Here is a 24,675-nt window from a genome sequence, read left to right as displayed (position 1 = left end):
TTCCATTGTCCCGCACCCGTGCCCTGCGCCCGCTCGTCACTGCGCCTGGAGCACCAGCAGCGCCAGATCGTCCTCCGGGGGGCGGGCCGCGAACTCGTGCACGAGCCTTCTGATGCGCTCGGCGATCAGCTCCGCGTCCAGTCCGGCGCACCCGGCGAGCGCCGCGGCCAGGCCGTCCCCGTCGTCGAACTGACGGGAGCCGGAGCGCCGCTCGGTGACGCCGTCCGTGACGCACAGCAGGGTGTCGCCGGGCCGCATCTCGAAGGTCTCGCTGATGTACGTCGCGTCCTCGACGACCCCGAGGAGGGTCTGCGGCTGCGCGACCGCGCGGACGGTCCCGTCGGGGCCGAGGAGCAGCGGCAGCGGATGGCCGGCGGAGGCGAGGGTGCAGCGGACGCCTCCGTCGAAGGGCTCCAGTTCGCCGTAGAGCAGGGACAGGAAGCGGGTCTGCGGGCCGTCGCCCGGGGCAACCGGAGGGCCGCCGACGGCCACCAGTGCGCGGGCGGCGGCGTCCGCGGCCTCGGTCGCGTCGTCGAGGAGGAGCTGGTTGAGGCGGTCGAGGACGTCGGGGACCCCGTACTGCTCGCGGGCCAGCAGCCGCAGCCAGGGCCGGGCGAGCCCGATGACGACGGCGGCCTCGGGTCCCTTGCCCTGGACGTCGCCGACGGCGAAGCACCAGCGCCCGTCGCCGGCCGGGAAGAGGTCGTAGAAGTCGCCGCTGGGGCCGCCCTTGTCGCACGGCTCGTAGACGAGGGCACTGCGCACACCCGGGATCTCCGCGACGGCGCCGGGCAGCAGGCCGCGCTGGAGGACGGCGCTGATGGTGGCCTGCCTGGCGTACTGGCGGGCGGCGCCGATGGCGAGGGCCACCCGGCGGCTGAGGTCCTCCACGAGGCCGGTGATCTCGTCGGGGAAGCACGGGGTGCCGGCCCGTCCGATGACGAGGCTGCCCAGCGGCCGGCCGCCGGCGACGAGCCGGTAGGCGAGCGCCGAACCGTGCGCCCCTCGCGGACCGAGCGCCTCGCCCGGCCAGGGGTGCTCGACGGGTCCGGAGCTCCACGGGTCGCGCGGGCGCGGCGGGTTCTTCTCCAGTTCGCAGCGCAGTTCCTCGATGCAGCTCTCGCTGCCGTGCCAGACACGGGCCAGCCGCGATCCCACGGCCGCACCCGGGTCGTCGCTCCAGGCGCCGCGGCCCAGTGACTCGTCCTCCAGCCACACCGCGCACCAGTCGGCGAGCCGGGGCACGATCAGCTGTCCGGTGAGGGAGGCGACCAGGTCCTCGTCGAGCTGTCCGGCGAGCAGGTCGGAGGCCTCCGCGAGGAAGGAGAGGGCACCGCGGCCCAGCCACTCGCGGTCGCGGACACCCCGCCAGTGGGGTCCGGCCGTGCCGTCCCGCCAGTCGGCCCAGTCCGGCCGGTCCTGCCGGTCCGGCGCGTGAGGGCCGTCGCGGTCGTCCGGTGCGGCCGGCGTGCCCGGGCGGTTGTCCGGGGCAACCGGTGGGTCGAGAGCCACCGGTCCCTCCGGGACGGCTGGTCTTTCAGGGACGGCTGTTGCGTGGGGGTGGCCCTTGGGGACGGGCAGCCCGTCCGGGCGGGTTTCCGAGCCGGACGGACGGGTCGCGGCGGGCGATCCCTCCGGGCGGGCTTCGGCGGCGGCCGAGCCGGGTGAACCGTCCGGACGAGCCACCCCAGCGGCCGCGGCGGGCGATCCGTCCGGGCGAGCCACCACGGCGGCCGAGCCGGGTGCACCGTCCGGACGAGCCACCCCAGCGGCCGCGGCGGGCGATCCGTCCGGGCGAGCCACCACGGCGGCCGAGCCGGGTGCACCGTCCGGACGAGCCACCCCAGCGGCCGCGGCGGGTGAACCCTCCGGACGAGCCACCCCAGCGGCCGCGGCGGGTGAACCCTCCGGGCGAGCCACCCCAGCGGCCGCGGCGGGTGAACCCTCCGGGCGAGCCACCACGGCGGCCGGGTCGGGTGAACCCTCCGGGCGAGCCACCACGGCGGCCGGGGCCTCCGCGGCGGGCGGTCCGTCCGGTGCCCCCGCGCGGGCCTCCGGGGTGGTGGCCGGTGCCTGCGGGGCGGCGTCCCGGCTCCCGGGGCGCCGCCGGCCCCGCCGGCCCTTCCCGGCCCGGGTGTCCTGCCGGTCCGCCCGGCCCCGCGTGCCCTGCCCGTTACCGCCGGCCGCGGGCGGCTGCGGCGCAAGGATCTCCGCGACGCGCAGCTCCCGGTCCAGGGCGCGCTCCTCGGCGTACGTCTCGATCTGCTCCGCGACCGCCTCGCCCTCGGCCGGCAACCGCGCCCAGACCGTCTTGGTGCCCGTGCGGTACGTGATGCCCCACGCCTCCGAGAGCGTGGCGACGAGCCGCAGCCCGCGCCCGTACTCGGGGATCTCGTACGGCGTCTCCGCCTCGGCGCCCCGCGGTGCGCGCGAGGGGTGGTGGTCGGAGACCTCCAGGACGAGCGCTCCGGTCTCCTCCAGCCGGCAGACCACCTCGACGTCGGTGCCGGCGTGGACGACGGCGTTGGTGACCAGCTCGCTGACGGCCACCAGGGCGTCGTCGGCGAGGCGGTCGGTCAGGTACCCGGTGCCGGGCAGGCCGCGGCCCGACCAGTCGGCGAGCGCGGCACGCACCAGCGCGCGGGCGCCGCCCGGCGCCAGGGAGCTTCCGGGCAGGACGGCGTGCGCCCGCACGCACTCCCGCGCAGGCGCATGCGAAGGGTGCGCAGGCGTCCCACTGACACAGGAGACGGTCTCCCGTTGCGTCGGAATGGCCCCCATGGACGGCTCCCCGGGCAGTTCGTACGAATACGCGCAGTCGATGCCGACAGAGTGACAGACTGACCGCGCTCATACGCGCCGAGTTACCGAAGTGGGCCGCCATGAGTGAGAACCGTGCTACACGGATGTGCGAAACCCGACCGGAAAGCGGGCGGATCCGACCGCCGGAGCCACCCGCTCCGCCCGCCGGCGGGCCGGTGGCGCCCTAGGCCTCGCGCGCCCCCTCGTACATCTCGTCGATCAGGTGCTTGTACTCCCGCTCCACGACGGGCCGCTTCAGCTTCAGGCTCGGTGTGATCTCACCGTGCTCGACGTCGAGGTCCCGCGGCAGCAGCCGGAACTTCTTGATGGTCTGCCAGCGCTGCAGGCCCTCGTTGAGCCGCTTGACGTAGCCGTCGATCATCTCGACCGTCGCGGGAGCCGCGACGACCTCCGCGTACGGCTTGCCGCCCAGCCCGTTCTCCTTCGCCCACTCCAGGATGGCGGGCTCGTCGAGGGCGATGAGCGCGGTGCAGAAGTTCCGGTCGGCGCCGTGCACCAGGATGTTGGAGACGTACGGGCACACCGCCTTGAACTGACCCTCGACCTCGGCCGGCGCGATGTACTTGCCGCCGGAGGTCTTGATGAGGTCCTTCTTGCGGTCGGTGATGCGCAGGTAGCCGTCGGGTGAGAGCTCGCCGATGTCGCCGGTGTGGAACCAGCCGTCCGCCTCCAGGACCTCGGCGGTCTTCTCCGGAAGCTTGTGGTAGCCCTCCATGATGCCGGGTCCGCGCAGCAGGATCTCGCCGTCGTCCGCGATGCGCACCTCGGTGCCGGGCAGCGGCTTGCCGACGGTGCCGGTGCGGTAGGCCTCGCCGGGGTTGACGAAGGACGCGGCGGAGGACTCGGTGAGGCCGTAGCCCTCCAGGATGTGGATGCCGGCGCCCGCGAAGAAGTAGCCGATCTCCGGCGCGAGGGCGGCCGAGCCGGACACGCACGCCCGCAGCCGCCCGCCGAACGCCTCGCGGATCTTCGCGTACACGAGGGCGTCGGCGACCTTGTGCTTGGCGGCCAGCCCGAAGGGCGCCGTGCGCGTGCCGGTGCGCTGGAAGTTGTCCTGGGTGACCCTGGCGTACTCCCGGGCGACCTCCGCCGCCCGCTGGAAGATCTTGTACTTGGCCGCTCCGCCGGCCCGGGCCTTGGCCGCGACGCCGTTGTAGACCTTCTCGAAGATGCGCGGCACGGCCGCCATGTACGTCGGCTGGACGACCGGCAGATTCTCGATGATCTTGTCGACGCGCCCGTCCACGGCGGTGACGTGGCCGGCCTCGATCTGGCCGGAGGTCAGCACCTTGCCGAAGACGTGCGCCAGCGGCAGCCACAGGTACTGCACGTCCTCGCCGGTGACCAGGCCGGTCGCGGCGATCGCCTTGGCCATGTACGACCAGTTGTCGTGCGGCAGGCGGACACCCTTGGGCCGGCCGGTGGTGCCGGAGGTGTAGATGAGGGTGGCGAGCTGGTCCTTGGTGAGCGCGCCGACCCGCCCCTTGATCAGCTCCGGGTCCTTCTCCAGGCGGGCCGCGCCCCGGCGCTCCAGCTCCTCAAGGGTCAGCACCCAGTCCTCGCCGGTGTCGGCACCGGTCGCGTCGATCACCACGACGTGTGTGAGGTCGGGCAGCTCGCCGCGCTTCTCCTTCGCCTTGGCGAGCTGGGCGGCGTCCTCGGCGATGAGCACCCTGCTCTCGGAGTCGGACAGGATGTACGCCGACTCCTCGGCGTTGGTCTGCGGATAGACCGTGGTCGTCGCCGCGCCCGCGCACATGATGCCGAGGTCGGCCAGGATCCACTCGATCCGGGTGGAGGAAGCCAGGGCCACGCGCTGCTCGGGCTCCACGCCGAGTTCGATCAGCCCGGCGGCGATCGCGTAGACCCGCTCGGCGGCCTGCGCCCAGCTCAGCGACTTCCAGTCGTCCGGGCCCTCGCCGGAGGCCGGCGGCACGGGGTAGCGGTACGCCTCCGCGTCCGGCGTGGCCGCCACGCGCTCCAGGAAGAGTCCCGCCACGGACGGCGGACGGTTCTCGATCAGTGTCTGTGTGTCGCTCACGACATCCTCCGGGCCCGCGACGGTGCGGCTGGCTCAGGTGCGGCTGGGGTTCACTCTCGGGCGGTTGTTTAACTCACGAGTAACTATCGAGCAGGCATCAGGGTAAAGGGCGACCGGCCTGCGCGTAAGACTCCGCGCCCGGTCACTTCCCCCGGAGGACGACCGGGTGCACACGAAGGGGCCCGCCGCACTTTCGTACGACGGGCCCCTGCGCGTCCGTTTTGCCGGGGGTGGGCGGGACGGGTCGCGGTTACTTCTTGCCCTTGCCCGAACCCGCGCTGTCATCGCTGGAGAGAACCGCGATGAAGGCCTCCTGGGGAACCTCCACGGAACCCACCATCTTCATCCGCTTCTTGCCTTCCTTCTGCTTCTCCAGCAGCTTCCGCTTACGGGAGATGTCACCGCCGTAGCACTTGGCGAGGACGTCCTTGCGGATGGCGCGGATGGTCTCGCGGGCGATCACCCGGGAGCCGATGGCGGCCTGCACCGGCACCTCGAAGTTCTGCCGCGGGATCAGTTCCTTGAGCTTGGCGACGAGCCGGACGCCGTACGCGTACGCCTGGTCCTTGTGGGTGATCGCCGAGAAGGCGTCCACCTTGTCGCCGTGCAGCAGGATGTCGACCTTGACGAGGCTGGAGGACTGCTCGCCCGTGGGCTCGTAGTCGAGGGAGGCGTAGCCGCGCGTCTTGGACTTCAGCTGGTCGAAGAAGTCGAAGACGATCTCCGCGAGCGGGAGGGTGTAGCGGATCTCGACCCGGTCCTCCGACAGGTAGTCCATGCCGAGCAGGGTGCCGCGCCGGGTCTGGCACAGCTCCATGATCGCGCCGATGAACTCGGTGGGCGCGAGGATCGTGGCGCGCACGACCGGCTCGTAGACCTCCTGGATCTTGCCCTCGGGGAACTCGCTCGGGTTGGTGACGGTGTGCTCGGTGCCGTCCTCCATGATCACTCGGTACACCACGTTGGGCGCGGTGGCGATCAGGTCGAGCCCGAACTCGCGCTCCAGCCGCTCGCGGATCACGTCGAGGTGCAGCAGGCCGAGGAAGCCGACGCGGAAACCGAAGCCGAGCGCGGCGGACGTCTCCGGCTCGTACACCAGCGCGGCGTCGTTGAGCTGGAGCTTGTCCAGCGCCTCGCGCAGCTCGGGGTAGTCCGACCCGTCCAGGGGGTAGAGGCCGGAGAAGACCATCGGCTTGGGGTCCTTGTAGCCGCCGAGCGCCTCCTCGGCGCCCTTGGACTGGCTGGTGACGGTGTCACCGACCTTGGACTGGCGGACGTCCTTCACACCGGTGATGAGGTAGCCCACCTCGCCGACGCCGAGACCGTCGGCGGGCAGCATCTCCGGCGAGTTGGTGCCGATCTCCAGCAGCTCGTGCGTGGCGCCGGTGGACATCATCCGGATCCGCTCGCGCTTGTTGAGCTGGCCGTCGATGACACGGACGTACGTCACGACACCGCGGTAGGAGTCGTAGACCGAGTCGAAGATCATCGCGCGGGCGGGGGCGTCCTTGACGCCGACCGGGGCCGGGATCTGCTCGACGACCTTGTCCAGCAGCGCCTCGACGCCGAGACCGGTCTTGGCGGAGACCTTGAGCACGTCACCCGGGTCGCAGCCGATGAGGTTGGCCAGCTCCTCGGCGAACTTCTCGGGCTGCGCGGCCGGCAGGTCGATCTTGTTCAGGACGGGGATGATCGTGAGGTCGTTCTCCATCGCCAGGTAGAGGTTGGCGAGGGTCTGCGCCTCGATGCCCTGGGCGGCGTCGACGAGGAGGATGGTCCCCTCGCACGCGGCGAGCGACCGCGAGACCTCGTAGGTGAAGTCGACGTGCCCCGGGGTGTCGATCATGTTGAGGATGTGCGTGTTGCCCTTGTCGTGGGTGGGGGCCCACGGCAATCGCACCGCCTGGGACTTGATCGTGATGCCGCGCTCGCGCTCGATGTCCATGCGGTCGAGGTACTGGGCGCGCATCTGCCGCTGCTCGACCACGCCGGTCAGCTGGAGCATCCGGTCGGCGAGCGTGGACTTGCCGTGGTCGATGTGCGCGATGATGCAGAAGTTGCGGATCAGAGCCGGGTCGGTACGGCTCGGCTCGGGCACATGGCTAGGGGTCGCGGGCACGCAGGGTCCTGATTCTTGAGGCGTCCGCAGTGTCTGCGGTCTCGGGTCGGATCGTCACGTAGCTTCCATGGTCCCACGGGCGCGGACCAGGGACGGGTTTGGGCCACTCAATGGGCCGCTGGTAGTGTGGGGGGCTGTGTCTCATGCCCTCTCAGCGCGAGGCACGCCCCCAAGAAATCACCCGGTCCGGGATCGTGCGGCATCGTGCGGCCCCGTGCCAGAACCTGAAAAGGCTCATTCGTGGCGAACATCAAGTCCCAGATCAAGCGGATCAAGACCAACGAGAAGGCTCGGCTGCGCAACAAGGCCGTCAAGTCCTCCCTGAAGACCGCGATCCGCAAGGCTCGTGAGGCCGCTGCCGCGGGCGACGTCGAGAAGGCCACCGAGTACCAGCGCGCTGCCGCGCGTCAGCTCGACAAGGCCGTCTCCAAGGGCGTCATCCACAAGAACCAGGCCGCCAACAAGAAGTCGGCGCTGGCTCAGAAGGTCGCCGCCCTCAAGGGCTGAACCGCTTATCTGGTCTGACCGCCGGAAGGACCCAGAGCGGGCCCTCTCTCATCCGCTCCCGACCGGCACCCCGGGTCCATGCGCGGCCTGCGTTCGCCACGCGGGCATGGATCCATCAGCTTCATCCGAGGTCCCGCCGTCCCACCCCTCCTCGGGGTGGACGGCGGGACCTTCGGCATGTCCCGGCCTCGTTCCCGGAACCGGCGGGCACGGGTCCGCTACGACCAGAAGTCGTTGCTCGCGTCGATGTCCTCGACGCACTCGTCGAGGTCCGTGACCTTGTCCCCGACGATCCGGAAGACGATGCACCCGGTCTGGTCCAGGCGCCTGCCGTTCCGCTGGGCGGTGAACCGGCTCACGCCGACCGCGTGGCCCCGGCCGTCGACGGCGATGCCGCTCAGCTCGACGCGGAAGGTGCCGCCGGTCTCCTCGGCGAGCCGCCGGTACAGCTCGATGATCGCGTCCTGGCCCTTGTAGTCGCCCGACAGCGGGTGACTGCCGGGCACATGGTGCGTGGCGTCCTTCGCCATCAGCTCCCGCAGAGTGTCCATGTCCCCGCGCGAGAAGGCCTCGTAGCCCTTGCGGACGAGTGCTGCGTGGGGGTGTTCGGCCATGTCGATCGCCACCCTTCTACTGCGTGGGCGATGTCAGCTGATACCTCCGATTCTCCTCCCCCGCACAGTCCCGGCGGACGACCCACCGGGCCCGCCGAGGGCCGTGCGGCACTGTCCGACGGCACGCGGTCAAGGGCCCGCGGCCTGTCCGACGGTACGCGGTCAAGGGCCCGCGGCCTGTCCGACGGCATGCGGTCGAGGACATTCCGGCCCGTCCGACGGCACACGGTCCAGGGCGTCCCGGCCCGTCCGACGGCACTCGGTCGAGGGCGTCCCGGGCTGTCCGGCGGCACGGGGCACGCGCCCCATCCCATCCGACGGCACACCGGTCGAGGGCGTCCCGGGGGCGTCCGACCGTACACGGCGGGCACCGCGGGGCCCGCCGTGCAGGGCGGGCGACGGGGTGCAGAGCAGGGGCTAGGTCCGCCCGCGCGACCGGGCCGCCCTGGCGATGGTCACGACCGCCTTTTCCAGGGCGTACTCGGGGTCGTCGCCTCCGCCCTTCACGCCGGCGTCCGCCTCGGCGACCGCGCGGAGGGCCACGGAGACACCGTCGGGCGTCCAGCCGCGCATCTGCTGCCGGACGCGGTCGATCTTCCAGGGCGGCATGCCGAGCTCTCGGGCGAGGTCGGCGGGCCGTCCCCCGCGCGCCGACGACAGCTTCCCGATCGCCCGCACGCCCTGGGCCAGCGCGCTGGTGATCATCACTGGCGCCACCCCTGTCGCCAGCGACCAGCGCAGTGCCTCCAGCGCCTCGGCCGCCCGCCCCTCCACCGCCCGGTCCGCGACCGTGAAGCTGGACGCCTCGGCCCGTCCGGTGTAGTACCGCCCGACGATCGCCTCGTCGATCGTCCCCTCGACGTCCGCGGCCAGCTGGGACACCGCCGACGCCAGCTCGCGCAGGTCGCTGCCGATCGCGTCCACCAGTGCCTGGCACGCCTCGGGCGTGGCCGAACGCCCGGCCGTGCGGAACTCCGCCCGCACGAACGCCAGCCGGTCCGCCGGCTTCGTCATCTTCGGGCAGGCCACCTCCCGCGCCCCCGCCTTGCGCGCGGCGTCCAGCAGGCCCTTGCCCTTGGCGCCGCCCGCGTGCAGGAGCACCAGGGTGATCTCCTCGGCGGGCGCCGCGACGTACGCCTTCACGTCCTTGACCGTGTCCGCGGACAGGTCCTGCGCGTTGCGTACGACCACGACCTTGCGCTCCGCGAAGAGCGACGGGCTGGTGAGCTCGGCGAGCGTGCCGGGCTGCAGCTGGTCCGGGGTCAGGTCGCGCACGTCCGTGTCGGCGTCGGCGGCCTTGGCGGCGGCCACCACCTCCTGCACGGCACGGTCGAGCAGCAGGTCCTCCTGGCCCACGGCGAGGGTCACCGGGGCGAGAGGGTCGTCGTTCGCAGTCTTCCTGGCCATCGCGACAAGCATCCCACGCACCACTGACAACGCCCCGCCCGCGTGGGCGCTACGGCTCCTCGCGCCAGCCGTCCCACTCCGCCGCGAACTCGTCCAGCGCGCCGGGGTCCAGCCGTTCCCCCTCGTCCCGCAGGACGAGGAGCCACTGGGCGTCCTCGGCGTCGTCCTCGCCGGCCAGGGCGTCCCGGACGAGCTGCGGCTCCTCGTCGACGCCGAACCGCTCGCCCAGCGCCTCCGCCGCCTCCTCCGCGGCCTCGCGGTCGGGCAGCACCAGCACATGTCTCACGTCACTCACGGGAGCCATTGTCGGGCACCGCGCGGGCAGCGAACCTGCCAGGTCAGCCCTTCGGGCCGGTCAGCCCTTGGGGACGATCTGCACGTCCAGGTCGATCCTGATGCTCGGCCCCACCACCGCGATGCCCCGGGCCAGCATGGTCTGCCAGCTCACCGTGAAGTCGTCGCGGTGCAGTTCCGTGGTGGCCCGGCAGGCCGCCCGCGTCTCGCCCTCCATGCCGTTGCCGAGCCCGAGGTACTCCGCGTCCAGCGTGACCGTGCGCGTCACGCCGTGCAGCGACAGCGCCCCGGTGACGGCCCACCGGTTGCCACCCCGGTGCACGAACCGGTCGCTGTAGAACTCCAGGGTCGGGAACCGCTGCACGTCCAGGAAGTCCGCCGACCGCAGGTGGTCGTCGCGCATCTTCACGTTGGTGTCGATGGACGCCGCGTCGATCACCACGTGCATCGCCGACTGCTCCATCGAGTCGGCGATCCGCACCGCGCCCGCGAAGGAGTTGAAGCGGCCGTGGATCCGGGCCAGTCCGATGTGCCGCGCGGTGAATCCGATCGAGGAGTGCGCGGGCTCGATCTCCCAGTCGCCCGGCGCGGGCAGCTCCGGCGGCTGGGCCACCTGCAACGTCACGTCGCCGAGCGAGGCGAGCGAGTTCTCGGTGACCGTGGCGACCGCCCGGTACGGCGTGTATCCCTCGGCGGACACGGCGAGCCGGTACTCGCCCGCCGGTACCGCGGTCACGAAGGAGCCGAAGGGGTCCGTCCCGCCGCCGACCACCTTGCGGCCCATGGCGTCGCTGATCGCGAACTCCGCGCCCGCCACCGGTTCGCTGACCGGGTCGAGCACCCTGCAGCTCAGCACCCCGGCGTTCGGCGGCGTCCGAACCGCTGCCAGGGGCCCCGTCCGCTGCATCCGCTTCGTTCGGTTCCCCAGCCAGCGGCCGATCATCTGCGACACCCTCTGCACGACGTTGAAACGTGAAACACCTTGCGGAGATGCATTCGATCACCATTGGGGTTTTCGAGGCAACACGAGCCCACATCGCGGGAATCCAGCGCATGTGCCGGTACTACGCACCAGTAGCACCCTGTGGCCCGAATTGGCCGAGCCCGTCGCGGTTTCTCACGGCCGGCACACGGCAGAGCCCGATGCCGAAGCGGTCCCGGTACGCCGCGAGCACCTCCTCGTCCGTCCCGAGCGTGCGCTCCTCCCGCCGTCCGTCCGCGGTCGTCAGCGTGAGTCTGCGGCCGCTGAGCGTGATGCGGCCGCCGTCCTCGGTGACGCGCGAACAGACCAGCGACTGAAGGAAGTGGGACCGGGGCGAGGTGCTGTGCCACCACGCCCCGGCCACGAAGTCGTCGAGCACCCGCGGACGCGGCTCCACCCGGTACACGCGCTTTCCGCCGCGCAGCACGTCCAGGTCCGCGGCCCGGGCCGAATCGTGCGCGCCCCGCACCCCGGCCGCGTCCGGCCCCGCCTCCACGATCCGGAACGTGCCCGCGGGGTCCTCCTGCTCACCCCGCTCCCCGAACGCCAGGGGCAGGTGGCTGTGCGCCCCGAAGCCCACGTCGGCCAGCCAGTCGCCCCCGTCCACCGTCCGTACCAGAAGCGCCATGTGGTCGTACGGGATCCCGAGCCGGTCCCCGTCTCCGTACACCCGTGCCGCGACCAGCGTGACCTCGTAGCCCAGGGCGGTGAGCAACGCCGCGAAGGCTCCGTTGAGTTCGTAGCAGAACCCGCCCCGCCGCGCGCCCACCACCTTGTCCAGCAGCCGCTCCTCCTCCAGCACGATCTCCTCGCCAAGATGGACGGACAGGTTCTCGAACGGCACGGTCCGCAGATGGCGCAGGTGCAGCTCGCGCAGGGCGTCAACGGTGGGCCACGCCGGGTACTCGGCTCCCAGACGACGGAGATAGGCATCGACCTGTGCGGAATTCATGGGCTCAGTCTCCCGCCACCCGCAGCGCGTCGCCCGCGCCCACGACCGCCAGCGCCCCGTCCCGGTCCGTGCGCAGCACCGCCGCCCCGTGGGCGTGCAGCGCCGCGACCGTGCCGGGCGCGGGATGCCCGTACGGGTTGTCGTCACCGCAGGAGATCAGTGCCAGCCGCGGAGCCACCCGGCGCAGGAGCCCGGGGTCCTGATGGGCCGAGCCGTGATGGGCCACCTTCAGGACGTCCACCCGTTCCAGCGCCGCTGCCGCGGGGGAACCCGCCAGTTCCCGCTGGGCCGGGGGTTCCAGATCCCCGAGCAGCAGCAGGCGCAGTCCGGCCGTGCGGACCAGCAGGGTGACGCTGGCGTCGTTGGGCCCCTCCACACCGGGCACCGCAGCCGGCACCCCGCTCGGCCCCGGGGCGGGTGGCGGACCAGGCCACGGTGCGGGCGGCGGAACGGATGACGGCTCGGGCGGCGGGGCGGGCGGAGGCCACACCACCTGCCAGGACAGCGCGCCGGACCGTCGCTGCTCCCCCGCGACGGCGTGCCGTACGGGGATGTGCCGTGCCGCCGCCTGGCGGCGCACGAACTCCGCCTGGTCCGCGGGTTCCTGAAGCCCGGTCGTCTCGATCGCGCCCACCGAACGTCCGCGCAGCACCCCGGGCAGTCCCGCCACGTGGTCGGCGTGGAAGTGGGTCAGCACGACGAGCGGGATCCGGGTGACGCCGAGCGCGCGAAGACAGCGGTCGACGAGCGCCGGATCGGGCCCGGCGTCCACGACCACACCCGTACCCGGGCCCGCCGCGAGCACCATGGCGTCACCCTGCCCCACGTCGCACATGACCAGCCGCCAGCCCGGTGGCGGCCACCCCGTGACCACCCGGGTCAGGGGCGGCGGCTGCACCACCGCGAGCGCCAGCAGCACCGCACACACGCCGCACCACCCGGGGTGCCGCAGCAGCCGGCGGCCGAGGAGCAGCACGCCCACCGTGAGGAGGGCGAGCAGCACGGCCCCGGTCCAGCTGCCCGGCCAGTCCACTCCCGCGCCGGGCAGCGCCGCCCCCGTGCGGGCGATCCCCGCGATCCACTCGGCCGGCCAACTGGCGCACCAGGCGACCCCCTTGGCCACCGGCATCGCCACCGGTGCCGTCGCCAGCGCCGCGAAGCCCAGCATCGTGGCCGGCGCGACGGCGAACTCCGCGAGCAGATTGCACGGCACCGCCACCAGGCTCACCCGGGCCGAGAGCACGGCGACCACCGGCGCGCACAGGGCCTGCGCGGCGGCAGCGGCGGCCAGTGCCTCGGCGAGCCGGGGCGGGACCCGGCGCCGGCGCAGCGCCGTGCTCCACCGGGGCGCGAGCGTGAGGAGGGCGCCGGTGGCCAGCACGGACAGCAGGAAGCCGTAACTGCGGGCCAGCCACGGGTCGTACAGCACCAGCAGCAGCACCGCCGTCGCCAGCGCGGGGATCAGGGATCTGCGCCGCCCGGTGGCGAGGGCGAGCAGGGCGACGGCTCCGCAGGCCGCGGCCCGCAGCACGCTCGGGTCCGGCCGGCACACGACGACGAATCCGAGAGCGAGCGCCCCACCGAGCAGCGCGGTCGTCCGCAGGGAGAGGCCGAGGCGGGGTGCCAGGCCCCGGCGCTCGCTGTGCTGGGCCAGTCCGGGCGGGCCGAGCAGCAGGGCGAGCAGGATCGTGAAGTTGGCCCCGGACACGGCCAGCGTGTGCGCGAGGTCGGTCTCCTTGAACGCCTCGTCCAGCTCCGGTGTGATCCGCGAGGTGTCGCCGACGACCAGCCCCGGCAGCAGTGCCCGCGCGTCCGCGGACAGACCGTCGGTGGCCTCCCGCAAGCCGGCGCGCAGACGTCCCGCGAGCCGCTGCGGCGCCGACGGCCCGGCCACCACCTCCGGTGCCTCCCGGCCCCGCACCCGCAGCACGGCGGCGATCCGGTCCCCGCCCACCGCCGGGGGTGCGGACCGCGCGACGACACGCAGCCGCGTGGTCGGCAGCAGCCGGAGCCACGGCGAGGTGCCCGGCGCACCGCCGGTGATCCGCGAGGCGTCGGGACCGGCAGCCGGTCCCCGCTCCGCCGCCTGCGCACCCACGTCGACGATCAACAGCACCGGAGTCCGTGTCGCCACGGCCGTGCCGCCCGCGTCCTCCACCCTCCGTACGTCGGCCTCGATCAGCACGGCGGGCGGCGCGGCGCGGTTTCCCCGGACGCGAGGCCGGGTGAGGCGTGGGTCGGCGGTGACCTCCACCTCCGCGGTGACGGTGGTGTATCTCCGCGCCAGCTCCGGCAGGGGCCCGCGGCGCAGGTCCGCGCCGTGCAGCGTGGCCGACGCGGCGGACGCGGCGATGCAGAGCAGTACGGTGGCGGCCGAGGCCCGGGCCAGTCCGCGCGCCGCGCGCCGCCCTGCCGTCAGCAGCACGCAGGCGGCCGCGAGGCAGACGGCCGCGGCCCCCATGGCCCACCCCGGCGACGCGTCCACCGCCAGGGCGGCCGTCCCCCAGGCCGCGAGCGCGGGCGGCACGAGCCGCAGATCCGCCGGGCCCTCCTGCCGGGGGCGGGCGGCACCGAGCCGATGCCCGGACGCGGCGTGCACGGCCGCGCGGGCGGCGGGCGGCGGACGGCCGTCGAAGGCGGCAGGATCCTGGCCGGCCGCCGGGGCGACGGAGGCCGCTCCATCGGAGGCGTCGGGGAGCCGCGTCATGGCCGTACGAGGTTGCGGAGGTCGGCGAAGCGGCGCTCGCCGATGCCGTTGACCTCGCGCAGCTCGTCCACCGAGCGGAAGCCGCCGTGCCGTGTGCGGTAGTCGATGATGTGCTGGGCCAGCACGGGTCCGACGCCCGGCAGCGTGTCGAGCTGGTCGGCGGTCGCCGTGTTGAGGGAGACCGGAGTGGCGGCTGCCGCTCCCGCCGCCGGGCCGGCCGGCCCACCGGGGGCGGGGGCGGCCGGGCCGGGTCCCGCGCCGGGGGCGGGAGCGGGCGCGCCGACGATCACCTGCTCGCCGTCCACGAGGAAGCGGGCCCGGTTCAGTCCGTCGGTCTTCGTGCCGGGGCGGACACCGCCAGCGGCGCGCAGGGCGTCCGCGACCCGTGAGCCGGCCGGCAGCCGGTGGACCCCGGGCTCGCGGACCCTGCCCCCGACGTCCACCACGATCTCGGCGCCGGCCGTGGTGCTCGGTGCCCCGGTCGGCGTGGCCGGGCCGGTCGCCGTGCCGGTGCCCCGCCCGTCCCCGCCGTACTCCGGCGCCTCCCGCACCACCTCGGGCGCTGCCACGGGCTGGGTCCGGCCGGTCCAGTAGTGCTGCACGGCGAAGACGGCGGCGACCACGAGCAGCACGGTGAGCGCGACCGCGCTGCGCCGCTCCATCCCGCACCTCGCCTGCAGCCACAGCGGCATCCGCTCCCGCAGCGCCGGCCCGACCCGCTCCCGCCAGGTCCCCACCACACCCTCGGCCTCGCCGTCCGTCCCACAGCCGGCGGTGACGTCCGCCCCGCGACCAACGGCACCACCCGGCCCGCGATCACCGAGGGCACTCCTCCCCCGATCGCGGGCCACCCCCGCCATCCCCGTCGCGCCTGGGACGGCGCCCCCGGCTCCCGGGGCGTCGGGCGTCCGGGTGGGTGGGCCCGTCCCCGACTCCGCCCGTTCTCCGAGAGGTTGGGAGCGGTCCGTGAAGAGGGCCTCCGCGCGGCGGCGCAGTTCCTCGGCCGGCGTCCGGCGGTGCCGTGACCGGTCACGGCGATGGCCATGACCATGGCCACGGGCATGCCGGCGGGTACGGCCGTCGGAGGCCGGACCGCGGCCCGGCCCGCTGGTCGCGGTCGCTGTGCGTGAACGTGATCGAAGAGCCATGCGCCGAGGATCCGGCACCTCGGCCGACCCGCGATGATCTTGGTCGATTCCCGGGGACTACCGGCGGGTTGTGGACAACCTTCTCACCCCTACGGGTGACGGACGCGCCCGCCCGTCCCACCTCACCGCGCAGAGACGACGGCCCCCAGCAGCCCAGGCCCCGTATGGGCGCCGATCACCGCTCCGACCTCGCTCACATGCAGGTCGACGAGGCCGGGCACCCGGTCGCGCAGACGCTCGGCCAGCGCCGACGCCCGCTCGGGGGCGGCCAGGTGGTGGACGGCGATGTCGACGGGGGCACTGCCCGCCCGGTCGGCGACGATCTCTTCCAGGCGGGCGATCGCCTTGGAAGCCGTCCGCACCTTCTCCAGGGGTTCGATCCGGCCGTCCTCCAGCTGGAGCAGCGGTTTCACCGCGAGCGCGGAACCGAGCAGCGCCTGCGCGGCCCCGATCCGTCCGCCGCGGCGCAGGTAGTCGAGGGTGTCGACGTAGAAGTAGGCGGAGGTGCCCGCGGCCCGCTTCTCCGCGGCCGTGACGGCTTCGTCCGCCGTGCCGCCCGCCTCCGCCGTCTCCGCCGCGGCGAGCGCACAGAACCCCAGGGCCATCGCGATCATCCCGGTGTCCACGACGCGGACCGGGACCGGTGCCTCGCGCGCGGCGACGACCGCCGCGTCGTGGGTGCCCGAGAGCTCGGCGGAGAGGTGGAGCGAGACGATGCCCTCGGCGCCGGACTCGGCGATCTTTCGGTACGTCTCGGCGAAGACCTCGGGGCTGGGGCGCGAGGTGGTGACGGGGCGTCGCTTCTGCAGCGCCTGGGCCAGGGAACGGGTCGAGATCTCGGTGCCCTCCTCCAGCGCCCGGTCGCCCAGGACCACGGTCAGGGGTACCGCGAGGATGCCGTGCCGCTCCATCGTCCGGGCCGGGAGGTAGGCCGTTGAATCGGTGACGATCGCGACATGGCGGGACATGAGCTGGAGGTTACCTGGCGTAGCGCCCGTAGGGCAGCCCGGCCCCGCGGACCGGGCGCGATGCCCGCCGCGCTCAGGTGGTGTTCTCCGGGCGGGCCTTCTTCTGCCAGGGGTACACGGGGCGCGGGCCGGGTGGGGTGATCGCGGGCCGCGTCGGTTCCTGCGCCGGCTCCGGCCGGTCGGTCCCGGGCCCGCTCCGGCGGGAGGCCGGCCCGTCGGCGGCCGGCGTCTCGGGCCAGGGCGGCGGCGCGGCGGCGGGTTCCGTCTCCGTCCAGTGCCGCAGGGCGCCCGCCTCGACGTCGATCTGCGCACTCAGCGTGTCCAGGTCGTCGTCCGCGAATCGGCGCGCCCGGTCGCGGGCCGCCCAGCGCAGGGCGTCCGCCGAACGGGTGATGCGCTCGGTGCGCTCGCGCAGGCCGGGGAGCCGGTCGCCGAGTGCGGCACGGTCGGGTTCGGACTCCAGTCGCCTGAGTTCGGCGTCCAGTTCGTGCCCGTGGGCGCTGAGCCGTTCGAAGAGGGCGAGGGACTCCTTGAGGGACTCGTCCTCGGCGACGCCCGCGTGCAGCGCGTCCTGCGTGGCCCGCATCGAGGTGCGCAGCGTCAGCCGGAGCTGTGCGAGCTCGGCCGCCGGGCCCATCTGGACGAGGGACTTGGCGCGCAGCGTGTGGTCCTCGACCGTGCGGCGGGCCTGGGTGATGCCGCGGTCCACGCTGCGCTTGGCGGCGCCGACGGCCTTCACCGTGGCATAGGCACCGAGCACGAGGGCGAGCACGAAGAGCAGGGCGAAGACTGCGATCACTGCTTCCACGAAGCTCCTCCTCGGACCGTCCGGTCCGCCGGCTGCGGCGGACCGCGGCACACACCGCGCCGCTCTTCCACGGTAAACGCAACGGGCAGGCCCGGAGTTCCGACAGAACCCCGAACCTGCCCGTAGGGGACTACCCCCAGCTCATCGGCGCCGTGGCCGGACCGTCACGCCGGGACGATGTTCACCAGCTTCGGCGCCCGCACGATGACCTTGCGGATCCCGGCCCCGCCCAGCGCGGCCACGACCTTCTCGTCGGCCAGCGCCGCCTTCTCCAGCTCCTCCTCGGAGATGGACGGGGAGACCTCCAGGCGCGCCTTGACCTTGCCCTTGATCTGGACGACGCAGGTCACGGTCTCGTCCACGACATAGGCGGGGTCGGCGACCGGGAAGTCCTGGTGGACGACCGAGTCGGTGTGGCCCAGCCGGCGCCACAGCTCCTCGGCGATGTGCGGGGCCAGCGGCGCGACCATCAGGACCAGCGGCTCGGCAACCGACCGCGGGACCGGACCGCCCGACTTCGTCAGGTGGTTGTTCAGCTCGGTGACCTTGGCGATGGCGGTGTTGAAGCGCATGCCCTCCAGGTCCTGGCGCACACCGTCGATCGCCTTGTGCAGGGCACGCAGCGTGTCCTCGTCGGGAGCGGCGTCCGACAGCGCCGCCTCGCCGGTGCTCTCGTCCACGACGTTGCGCCACAGCCGCTGCAGCAGCCGGAACTGGCCCACCACCGCGCGCGTGTCCCACGGCCGGGAGACGTCCAGCGGGCCCATCGCCATCTCGTACAGGCGCAGGGTGTCGGCTCCGTACTCGGCGCAGATCTCGTCCGGCGTGACGGCGTTCTTCAGGGACTTGCCCATCTTGCCCAGCAGCCGGGAGACCTTCTCGCCCTGGTAGTAGTAGGCGCCGTCGCGCTCCTCCACCTCGGCGGCCGGCACCGCGATGCCGCGGCTGTCGCGGTAGACGTAGGCCTGGATCATGCCCTGGTTGAACAGCTTGTGGAACGGCTCCGCCGAGGAGACGTGGCCCAGGTCGTACAGCACCTTGGACCAGAAGCGCGCGTACAGCAGGTGCAGCACGGCGTGCTCGGCGCCGCCGACGTACAGGTCGACGCCGCCGTGCGGCTGCCCCTCGCGCGGGCCCATCCAGTACTGCTCGATCTCCGGGTCGACCAGCTTCTCGGAGTTGTGCGGGTCCAGGTAGCGCAGCTCGTACCAGCAGGAACCGGCCCAGTTGGGCATGGTGTTGGTCTCGCGGCGGTACTTCTTCGGGCCGTCGCCCAGGTCCAGGGTGACGTTGACCCAGTCCTCGTTGCGCGACAGCGGCGTCTCGGGCTGGGTGTCGGCGTCGTCCGGGTCGAAGGTGCGCGGGGAGTAGTCCTCGACCTCGGGCAGCTCCAGCGGCAGCATCGACTCGGGCAGGGCGTGGGCGATGCCGTCCTCGTCGTAGACGATCGGGAAGGGCTCGCCCCAGTAGCGCTGGCGGCTGAACAGCCAGTCGCGCAGGCGGAAGTTGACGGTGCCCTCGCCGGTGCCGGTGCGCTCCAGCCACTCGGTGATGCGCGCCTTGGCCTCGACGACGCCCAGGCCGTCCAGGGAGACGCCCTCACCCGAAGAGTTGATGATCTTCGCGTCGTACGACGCGAAGGCGTCCTCCCAGGCCGAGGTGTCCGTGCCGCGGCCGTCGGTGGGCTCGACCACGCAGGTGATCGGCAGCTCGAAGGCGCGCGCGAACTCGAAGTCGCGCGTGTCGTGGGCGGGGACGGCCATGATCGCGCCGGTGCCGTAGCCCATCAGGACGTAGTCGGCGATGAAGACCGGGATCCGCTCGCCGTTGACGGGGTTGGTCGCATAGGAGCCGATGAAGACGCCGGTCTTGTCCTTGGCCTCGGCCTGGCGCTCCACGTCGGACTTGGACGCGGCCTGCGCACGGTAGGCGGCGACGGCCTCTGCCGGGGTGGCGTGACCGCCGGTCCACACGTCGTGGGTGCCCTCGGGCCAGGCGTCCGGGGTGAACTTCTCGACCAGCGGGTGCTCGGGCGCCAGCACCATGTAGGTCGCGCCGAACAGGGTGTCCGGGCGGGTGGTGAAGACGGTGATGCGCTCGCCGTCGATCGGGAAGTCGACGCGGGCGCCCTCGGAGCGGCCGATCCAGTTGCGCTGCTGCAGTTTGATGGCCTCGGGCCAGTCCAGCTCGTCCAGGTCCTCCAGCAGCCGGTCGGCGTAGGCGGTGATGCGCATGTTCCACTGGCGCAGCTTGGCCTTGAAGACGGGGAAGTTGCCGCGCTCGGAGCGGCCTTCGGCGGTGACCTCCTCGTTGGCCAGCACCGTGCCCAGACCGGGGCACCAGTTGACGGGCGCGTCGGAGGCGTAGGCCAGGCGGAACTCGCCCAGGACGTCGGCGCGCTCGGCGGCGTTCAGCTCGTTCCAGCCGCGCCCGGGGTGGCCCGGGATCGCCCGCTCACCGGATGCGAACTGGGCGACCAGCTCGGAGATGGGGCGGGCCTTCCTCGCCTCGTGGTCGTACCAGGAGTCGAAGATCTGCAGGAAGATCCACTGGGTCCACTTGTAGTACTCGGGGTCGATCGTGGCGAACGACCGGCGCTTGTCGTGGCCCAGGCCCAGCCGGCGCAGCTGGGCCTTCATGTTCTCGATGTTGGCCTCGGTGGACACGCGCGGGTGCGTGCCGGTCTGCACGGCGTACTGCTCGGCGGGCAGGCCGAAGGCGTCGAAGCCCAGGGTGTGCAGGACGTTGTGGCCGGTCATCCGCTGGAAGCGGGCGAAGACGTCGGTGGCGATGTACCCCAGGGGGTGGCCGACGTGCAGGCCGGCACCGGACGGGTAGGGGAACATGTCCATGATGAACTTCTTGGGCCTGGCGACCAGCTCCGGGTCGCCCGCCAGGTCACCCTTCGGGTTCGGCGCGGCGTACGTGCCCTCGGCGTCCCAGAAGTCCTGCCAGCGTGCCTCGATCTCGGCGGCCATGGCGGCCGTGTAGCGGTGCGGCGCGGCAACCTCGGAAGTCGCCGCGGGGTTCGTCTCGCTCATGATCCTCAAAGCTCCATCGATCGTCTCTGCCAGCGCTGCGACATTCAGGAAATGAAAAATCCCCTCGCACAGGAGGGGACGCCGCGCCGATTCCGACCACGAATCACCGGTGGTCGGTACTGATCAGCGCGGCTCGCTAAGCAGAAGGCGTACGGCACGCATGGCGTCAGGGTACCGCAGTCGCCTCGGAGGCTGCGACGGGCTTCCGGACCGGGTGGAACCTGAACCAAGGCCAAAGGTTACTTCGCGTAACGGCCACTATGGGGCATCACAACGACCGCATTGTCATTTGATAACAACGCAATAACTCAAACCTCGTACCCACGGGTATGGCGCCACTTAGAGTGCGGCAGCGGGACCGCTTTACCGAACCGCTCGGAGTCGCCCCCATGAACCCTCCCCTGCAGCCACCCCCCGGCAACCTCCCGCTGCCACCCCGCACCGCGACACGGGGAGGCCGGCCGTGACGACGGACAGCACGGCGGACGACTCGTTCGCGGCGTTCCTCGACTTCGGTGCCGGCGTCCTCGCGCTCGTCTGCCTCAGTTGCTCGGTGATCTGGGGACTCGTCGCGCAGGACCGGATCCTCCTCGACGCCCGCCGGCGGATCCTGGCCCAGGCGGTGCACCGGACCACCGCGGTCGCCTCGATCCTCTTCCTGCTGGTGCACATCGGGATCAAGCTGGCGCTGGAACACACCACCTGGGTCGCCGCGGTGATCCCCTTCGGCCTCCTGGCCACGGACGACGAGGCTTTCGGGGGCAGGGCCTTCCTGATCGGCCTGGGCACCCTGGCCGGACTGCTCATGCTGTTCGTGGGCGTCACCGGCGTCCTGCGCAACCGCTTCGCCTCCCCCGCGCCCGTCGCCGCCCGCTGGCGGGCCATGCACATGCTGGCCTACCCGGCCTGGTGCGCGGCCCTCCTGCACGGCCTCTACGCGGGTCGCGCGGCCAAGCCGCTGTTCACCTTCCTGTACGGCCTGTCCGTACTCGGCGTCATGGCGGCCCTGGCCCTGCGCGCGGCGCCCCGGCCGGTCAAGCGCAGGGTCGCCGACACCGTCACCGGGCTGTTCGCGACCGCCGGGACACCCGCCCGCGAGGAGCGCCTGGAGAGCCGGGCCGGGGCGACGGCGGGGTCCGCGCCGCCCGGCCGCGAGGACCGACGGGGCCCCCGGCCCGGCACACCGTCCCCGGCCGCGCCGCTGTACGAGCCCGCCGAGCGCCTCGCGCCCCAGCGGCCCGCGGGCGGCTTCGCGGCCGCCTACCGGGCCGTCTCCGGCCCCTCGCGCGCCAGCCGGCGGCCGCCCGCGGCCGGGCCGGCCACGCCGACGCAGCCGCCGCCGGACATGCGCCCGACCGAGGCGATACCCCTCGTCGACGGCGGCAACGGCACCTCGGGCAGCTGGCCGATCCCGTCGCCGCCGCCGGTCGGCGAGGCACCCCCCTCGGCCTACGACCCGCTCAACGACACCGGTTACACCGTCCCGGTCACCGGCGGCCCGGGCACCCCCGGGTACGGCGGGAGTGATGTGTACGACACCGGTGAGACGAACCCCCTCCACGGCACGTACATCCCGAACGACACGTACAACAGCGGTCCCGCCACTGATTCAACCCCCGGTGCGCTCTACGACCCGTCCCACGACTTCGGCGCACCGGGCTCGGGCGAACCTTGGAACACGCCTTCCGGAGGCCACAAGTGAACGAGGCCCTGCCCGACGTCCCCGAAGTCCGCGTCGTCGGCCTTCCCCAGCTCACGTCGGGTTTCGACCTTGTCGAAAGACTGGATCTGCCCATGCACCTGAAGGTGCACGGGCCGCTCGAACCGTTGGGCGGCGAGCAGCTCGCGCAGCTCGCCGAACGCATCAACCTCAGGGGCCGCGGAGGCGCGGGCTTCCCCTTCCACAAGAAGCTGCGCTCGGTCGCCGAATCGGCGATCAAGCGCGGCGTACGCCCGGTCGTCGTCGTCAACGGCAGCGAGGACGAGCCGGCCTGCCGCAAGGACACGGTGCTGATCAACCGCGCCCCGCACCTCATCCTGGACGGCGCCCTGCTGTGCGCCGAGGCCCTGGGCGCCCGCACCCTCGTGGTCGGGGTCACCCGGGAGTCCACGCAGCGCTCCATGGAGGCCGCGCTCGCCGAGCGGGGCCTGAGCAACGGACGCCGCTCGGCCCTCCGGGCGCGCGTGCAGCGCAATCCGGTGCGGATGGTCACCGGCGCGGCGGCCTCGCTGATCCGCTCCATCGACGGCGGCCCGGCGATCCCGCCCGGCCGCAAGATCAGCGCGTCGAAGAGCGGCGTCGGCGGCGCGCCGACGCTGCTGTCCAACGCCGAGACGTTCGCCCAGCTGGCGATCGCCGCACGCATCGGCCCCGAGCGGTACGGCAACACCGGCCTGTACGACGAGCCCGGCACCGTCATGCTGACGGTCTCCGGCGCGGTCGCCCGCCCCATGGTGATCGAGGTCCCCACGGGGGTGCCGCTGCGCTACGTCCTCCAGCTCGCCGGCGCCCCGCCGGTGACCCAGGGCGTGCTGACCGGCGGCTACCACGGCAAGTGGATCGACGCGGCGACGGTCGACGAGGCGATCGTCTCCCGCAACTCCCTGCAGCAGGTGGGCGGCTCGCTCGGCGCGGGCGCGATCCTGCCGATCGGTCAGGACACCTGCCCCCTGGGCGAGTCGCTGCGGGTGGCCCAGTGGCTGGCGGAGGAGAGCGCGGGCCAGTGCGGCCCCTGCTACCTCGGCCTGCCGGCCGCCGCGCGCGGCCTGGAGGACGTGCTGAACGGCGGCGGCCCGGCCGCCCTGGAGGCGCTCAAGCAGGTCGCGGGCAACGTCAAGCGGCGCGGCGCGTGCTCGCACCCGGACGGTTCGGCGATGTTCCTGGAGTCGACCCTCAAGGCGTTCACGGACGACCTCGCCGCCCATGTCCTCGGCAACGGCTGCGGGCGGCCCGTGACGGGCGTGCTGCCACTGTTCGAGGGGGGCAGGGCCCCGACGGGCGTCCCCGGCGGCGGTTCGGAGGAGAACGGGCCCAGCCGCCAGAAGATCTACGTCGACTGGACGCTGTGCCGCGGGCACGGGCTGTGCGCGGACATCCTGCCGGAGGTCTTCCAGCTCGGCGCCGACGGCTTCCCGACCGTGGCGCAGGCCGACGTGCCGCGCTTCGCGGAGGCCAAGGCCGTGCGCGCGGTGCGCCGCTGCCCGGCCCTCGCCCTGCGCATCGAGGAGGACACGCGCGCGCAGGCCCCGTCCTCGCGCACCAACCTGCCGGTCCTCTCCCAGGGCCGCGGACGCCGGGCACTCGGGCGCTGACACGAACAAACCCCCGGATCATCGATCCGGGGGTTTCCCTGTGGAGCTAAGGAGAATTGAACTCCTGACCTCCTGCATGCCATGCAGGCGCTCTACCAACTGAGCTATAGCCCCTTGCGGTCTCGCGGCTCGGCCGCTTGTCGTCCGCTCCGCCGGTTTTCCCCGGCGGCGACGCCAACATTACACGGTCCACCGGGTCCAGCACCAAATCGTTTCCACTATGTCCGATTTGTGGCAAAAATTCTTCGCCTAGGCCGTCACGAACGAGTAGAACCGCTTGAGCGTGCAGTGCTCCTCCAGCAGCCGGCCGTAGATCGGCTCGCCCTCGAGTTCGCGGTAGGTCTCGATCGGGTCGCCCTTTATGATCAGCGCTCGCGCGCACTCCTCGCACCAGTACTGGTAGTCCGGGTTGACCGGCTCCATGTCGCGGACGATCGGCGTGCCGCTGCCGCACCAGTCGCACTTCCGCCTGTGTGCACCCATCGATCAGCTCCAGCTGTGGCCGCAGGCCGTGCACACGTACGAGACCCCTCCGTTGTCACCCAGGACCTGGGCGACGTGCGCGGAACCGCAGGAAGGGCAGCTGAGGCGGGTGACCGTGTCCCGTGTCACCGCTGCTTCGAGGAGGTGCTCGACCTCCCCGAGCCCGCTCGCAGGCATCGTTACTCCTCCCGTCGGGCCGCGCCCCCTTCCGGCCGTTTGATTCTGCCACGGACGGACCAACACGGTCAGCGACGCCTCAGTACCAGTCCGGACACGGAGCCTCGCGGAGGTATACGCCCCGCGGGCGCCGGATGCTCAAGCGGGCACAACGAAAGATCCCGCCCCCCGGAGGGGACGGGATCTTCCTGTACCTGTGGAGCTAAGGAGAATTGAACTCCTGACCTCCTGCATGCCATGCAGGCGCTCTACCAACTGAGCTATAGCCCCTGGTGTTCTTCCGTTCTTCCCG

The 24,675-nt window shown here is 72.7% G+C and carries 18 protein-coding genes and 2 tRNA genes; 3 read left to right on the top strand and 17 right to left on the bottom strand.

All coding sequences use genetic code 11. The features are described from left to right. Window positions 1–36: 36 nt before the first annotated feature. The 3 genes from H0H10_RS40410 to lepA form a co-directional block, all read right to left on the bottom strand. Window positions 37–2,781, bottom strand: a complete 2,745-nt coding sequence (locus tag H0H10_RS40410; protein WP_223181093.1) for a SpoIIE family protein phosphatase — start codon at window positions 2,779–2,781, stop codon at window positions 37–39. Between the two features lie 205 nt (window positions 2,782–2,986). Continuing rightward, window positions 2,987–4,864 carry an AMP-dependent synthetase/ligase gene (locus H0H10_RS39000; RefSeq protein ID WP_188185975.1) on the bottom strand — a complete coding sequence of 626 codons (1,878 nt, stop codon included), beginning with the start codon at window positions 4,862–4,864 and terminating at the stop codon, window positions 2,987–2,989. Window positions 4,865–5,114: 250 nt separating this feature from the next. Beyond that, window positions 5,115–6,983, bottom strand: coding sequence for a translation elongation factor 4 (gene lepA / locus H0H10_RS38995; RefSeq protein WP_188185974.1), 1,869 nt, complete (start codon window positions 6,981–6,983; stop codon window positions 5,115–5,117). Between the two features lie 240 nt (window positions 6,984–7,223). On the opposite strand from lepA, the gene rpsT reads away from it, so the two are divergent. Further along, window positions 7,224–7,490 (top strand): 30S ribosomal protein S20, encoded by a 267-nt coding sequence (gene rpsT / locus H0H10_RS38990; protein WP_010042013.1) that lies wholly within the window; start codon window positions 7,224–7,226, stop codon window positions 7,488–7,490. Window positions 7,491–7,708: 218 nt separating this feature from the next. Here the strand turns inward: rpsT and H0H10_RS38985 are convergent, their stop codons facing one another. From H0H10_RS38985 to leuS, 10 genes are all read right to left on the bottom strand, one after another. Further along, window positions 7,709–8,104 (bottom strand): nuclear transport factor 2 family protein, encoded by a 396-nt coding sequence (locus H0H10_RS38985; protein ID WP_188185973.1) that lies wholly within the window; start codon window positions 8,102–8,104, stop codon window positions 7,709–7,711. A 417-nt stretch (window positions 8,105–8,521) separates the two neighbouring features. Continuing rightward, entirely contained in the window at window positions 8,522–9,511 is a 990-nt protein-coding gene (holA, locus tag H0H10_RS38980) for a DNA polymerase III subunit delta (RefSeq protein ID WP_188185972.1), read from the bottom strand. Between the two features lie 49 nt (window positions 9,512–9,560). Continuing rightward, a complete protein-coding gene (locus tag H0H10_RS38975; protein WP_188185971.1) occupies window positions 9,561–9,806 on the bottom strand; it encodes a hypothetical protein in 246 nt (81 codons plus the stop codon). 60 nt (window positions 9,807–9,866) lie between these two features. Beyond that, the gene (locus H0H10_RS38970; protein ID WP_188186065.1) at window positions 9,867–10,748 is read right to left on the bottom strand and encodes a YceI family protein; all 882 of its coding nucleotides are present in this window, start codon (window positions 10,746–10,748) and stop codon (window positions 9,867–9,869) included. A 121-nt stretch (window positions 10,749–10,869) separates the two neighbouring features. Then, window positions 10,870–11,739: an arylamine N-acetyltransferase family protein gene (locus tag H0H10_RS38965; RefSeq protein ID WP_188185970.1), complete on the bottom strand. Its 870-nt coding sequence runs from the start codon at window positions 11,737–11,739 to the stop codon at window positions 10,870–10,872. A gap of 4 nt (window positions 11,740–11,743) precedes the next feature. Further along, window positions 11,744–14,446, bottom strand: a complete 2,703-nt coding sequence (locus tag H0H10_RS38960; protein WP_188185969.1) for a ComEC/Rec2 family competence protein — start codon at window positions 14,444–14,446, stop codon at window positions 11,744–11,746. Next, entirely contained in the window at window positions 14,443–15,594 is a 1,152-nt protein-coding gene (locus H0H10_RS38955) for a ComEA family DNA-binding protein (RefSeq protein ID WP_188185968.1), read from the bottom strand. Before H0H10_RS38955 ends, H0H10_RS38960 begins: the two co-directional genes overlap by 4 nt. Before the next feature lie 122 nt (window positions 15,595–15,716). Further along, window positions 15,717–16,562 (bottom strand): DegV family protein, encoded by an 846-nt coding sequence (locus H0H10_RS38950; RefSeq protein WP_188185967.1) that lies wholly within the window; start codon window positions 16,560–16,562, stop codon window positions 15,717–15,719. A 73-nt stretch (window positions 16,563–16,635) separates the two neighbouring features. Next, window positions 16,636–17,370 (bottom strand): hypothetical protein, encoded by a 735-nt coding sequence (locus H0H10_RS38945; protein WP_188185966.1) that lies wholly within the window; start codon window positions 17,368–17,370, stop codon window positions 16,636–16,638. A gap of 164 nt (window positions 17,371–17,534) precedes the next feature. After that, window positions 17,535–20,411, bottom strand: coding sequence for a leucine--tRNA ligase (gene leuS / locus H0H10_RS38940; protein WP_188185965.1), 2,877 nt, complete (start codon window positions 20,409–20,411; stop codon window positions 17,535–17,537). Between the two features lie 463 nt (window positions 20,412–20,874). Between leuS and H0H10_RS38935 the strand changes: the two genes are divergently transcribed. Beyond that, the gene (locus H0H10_RS38935; protein ID WP_188185964.1) at window positions 20,875–22,113 is read left to right on the top strand and encodes a ferric reductase-like transmembrane domain-containing protein; all 1,239 of its coding nucleotides are present in this window, start codon (window positions 20,875–20,877) and stop codon (window positions 22,111–22,113) included. Then, a complete protein-coding gene (locus tag H0H10_RS38930) occupies window positions 22,110–23,723 on the top strand; it encodes an NADH-quinone oxidoreductase subunit NuoF family protein (RefSeq protein WP_188185963.1) in 1,614 nt (537 codons plus the stop codon). Before H0H10_RS38935 ends, H0H10_RS38930 begins: the two co-directional genes overlap by 4 nt. 41 nt (window positions 23,724–23,764) lie before the next feature. Here H0H10_RS38930 and H0H10_RS38925 read toward each other — a convergent pair. From H0H10_RS38925 to H0H10_RS38910, 4 genes are all read right to left on the bottom strand, one after another. Then, a tRNA-Ala gene (locus H0H10_RS38925) sits at window positions 23,765–23,837 on the bottom strand. Window positions 23,838–23,972: 135 nt separating this feature from the next. Further along, window positions 23,973–24,206: a hypothetical protein gene (locus tag H0H10_RS38920; protein ID WP_003976229.1), complete on the bottom strand. Its 234-nt coding sequence runs from the start codon at window positions 24,204–24,206 to the stop codon at window positions 23,973–23,975. Window positions 24,207–24,209: 3 nt separating this feature from the next. Beyond that, on the bottom strand, window positions 24,210–24,383 hold the full coding sequence (locus tag H0H10_RS38915) for a hypothetical protein (protein WP_188185962.1): 174 nt from the start codon (window positions 24,381–24,383) through the stop codon (window positions 24,210–24,212). Between the two features lie 197 nt (window positions 24,384–24,580). Then, window positions 24,581–24,653: transfer RNA gene (locus H0H10_RS38910), tRNA-Ala, on the bottom strand. Window positions 24,654–24,675: the final 22 nt, after the last annotated feature.

Origin of the sequence: Streptomyces griseicoloratus (genome assembly GCF_014534645.1) — a bacterium.
GTDB classification, from domain to species: domain Bacteria; phylum Actinomycetota; class Actinomycetes; order Streptomycetales; family Streptomycetaceae; genus Streptomyces; species Streptomyces griseicoloratus.
This window is presented reverse-complemented; position numbering and strand designations above follow the sequence as displayed.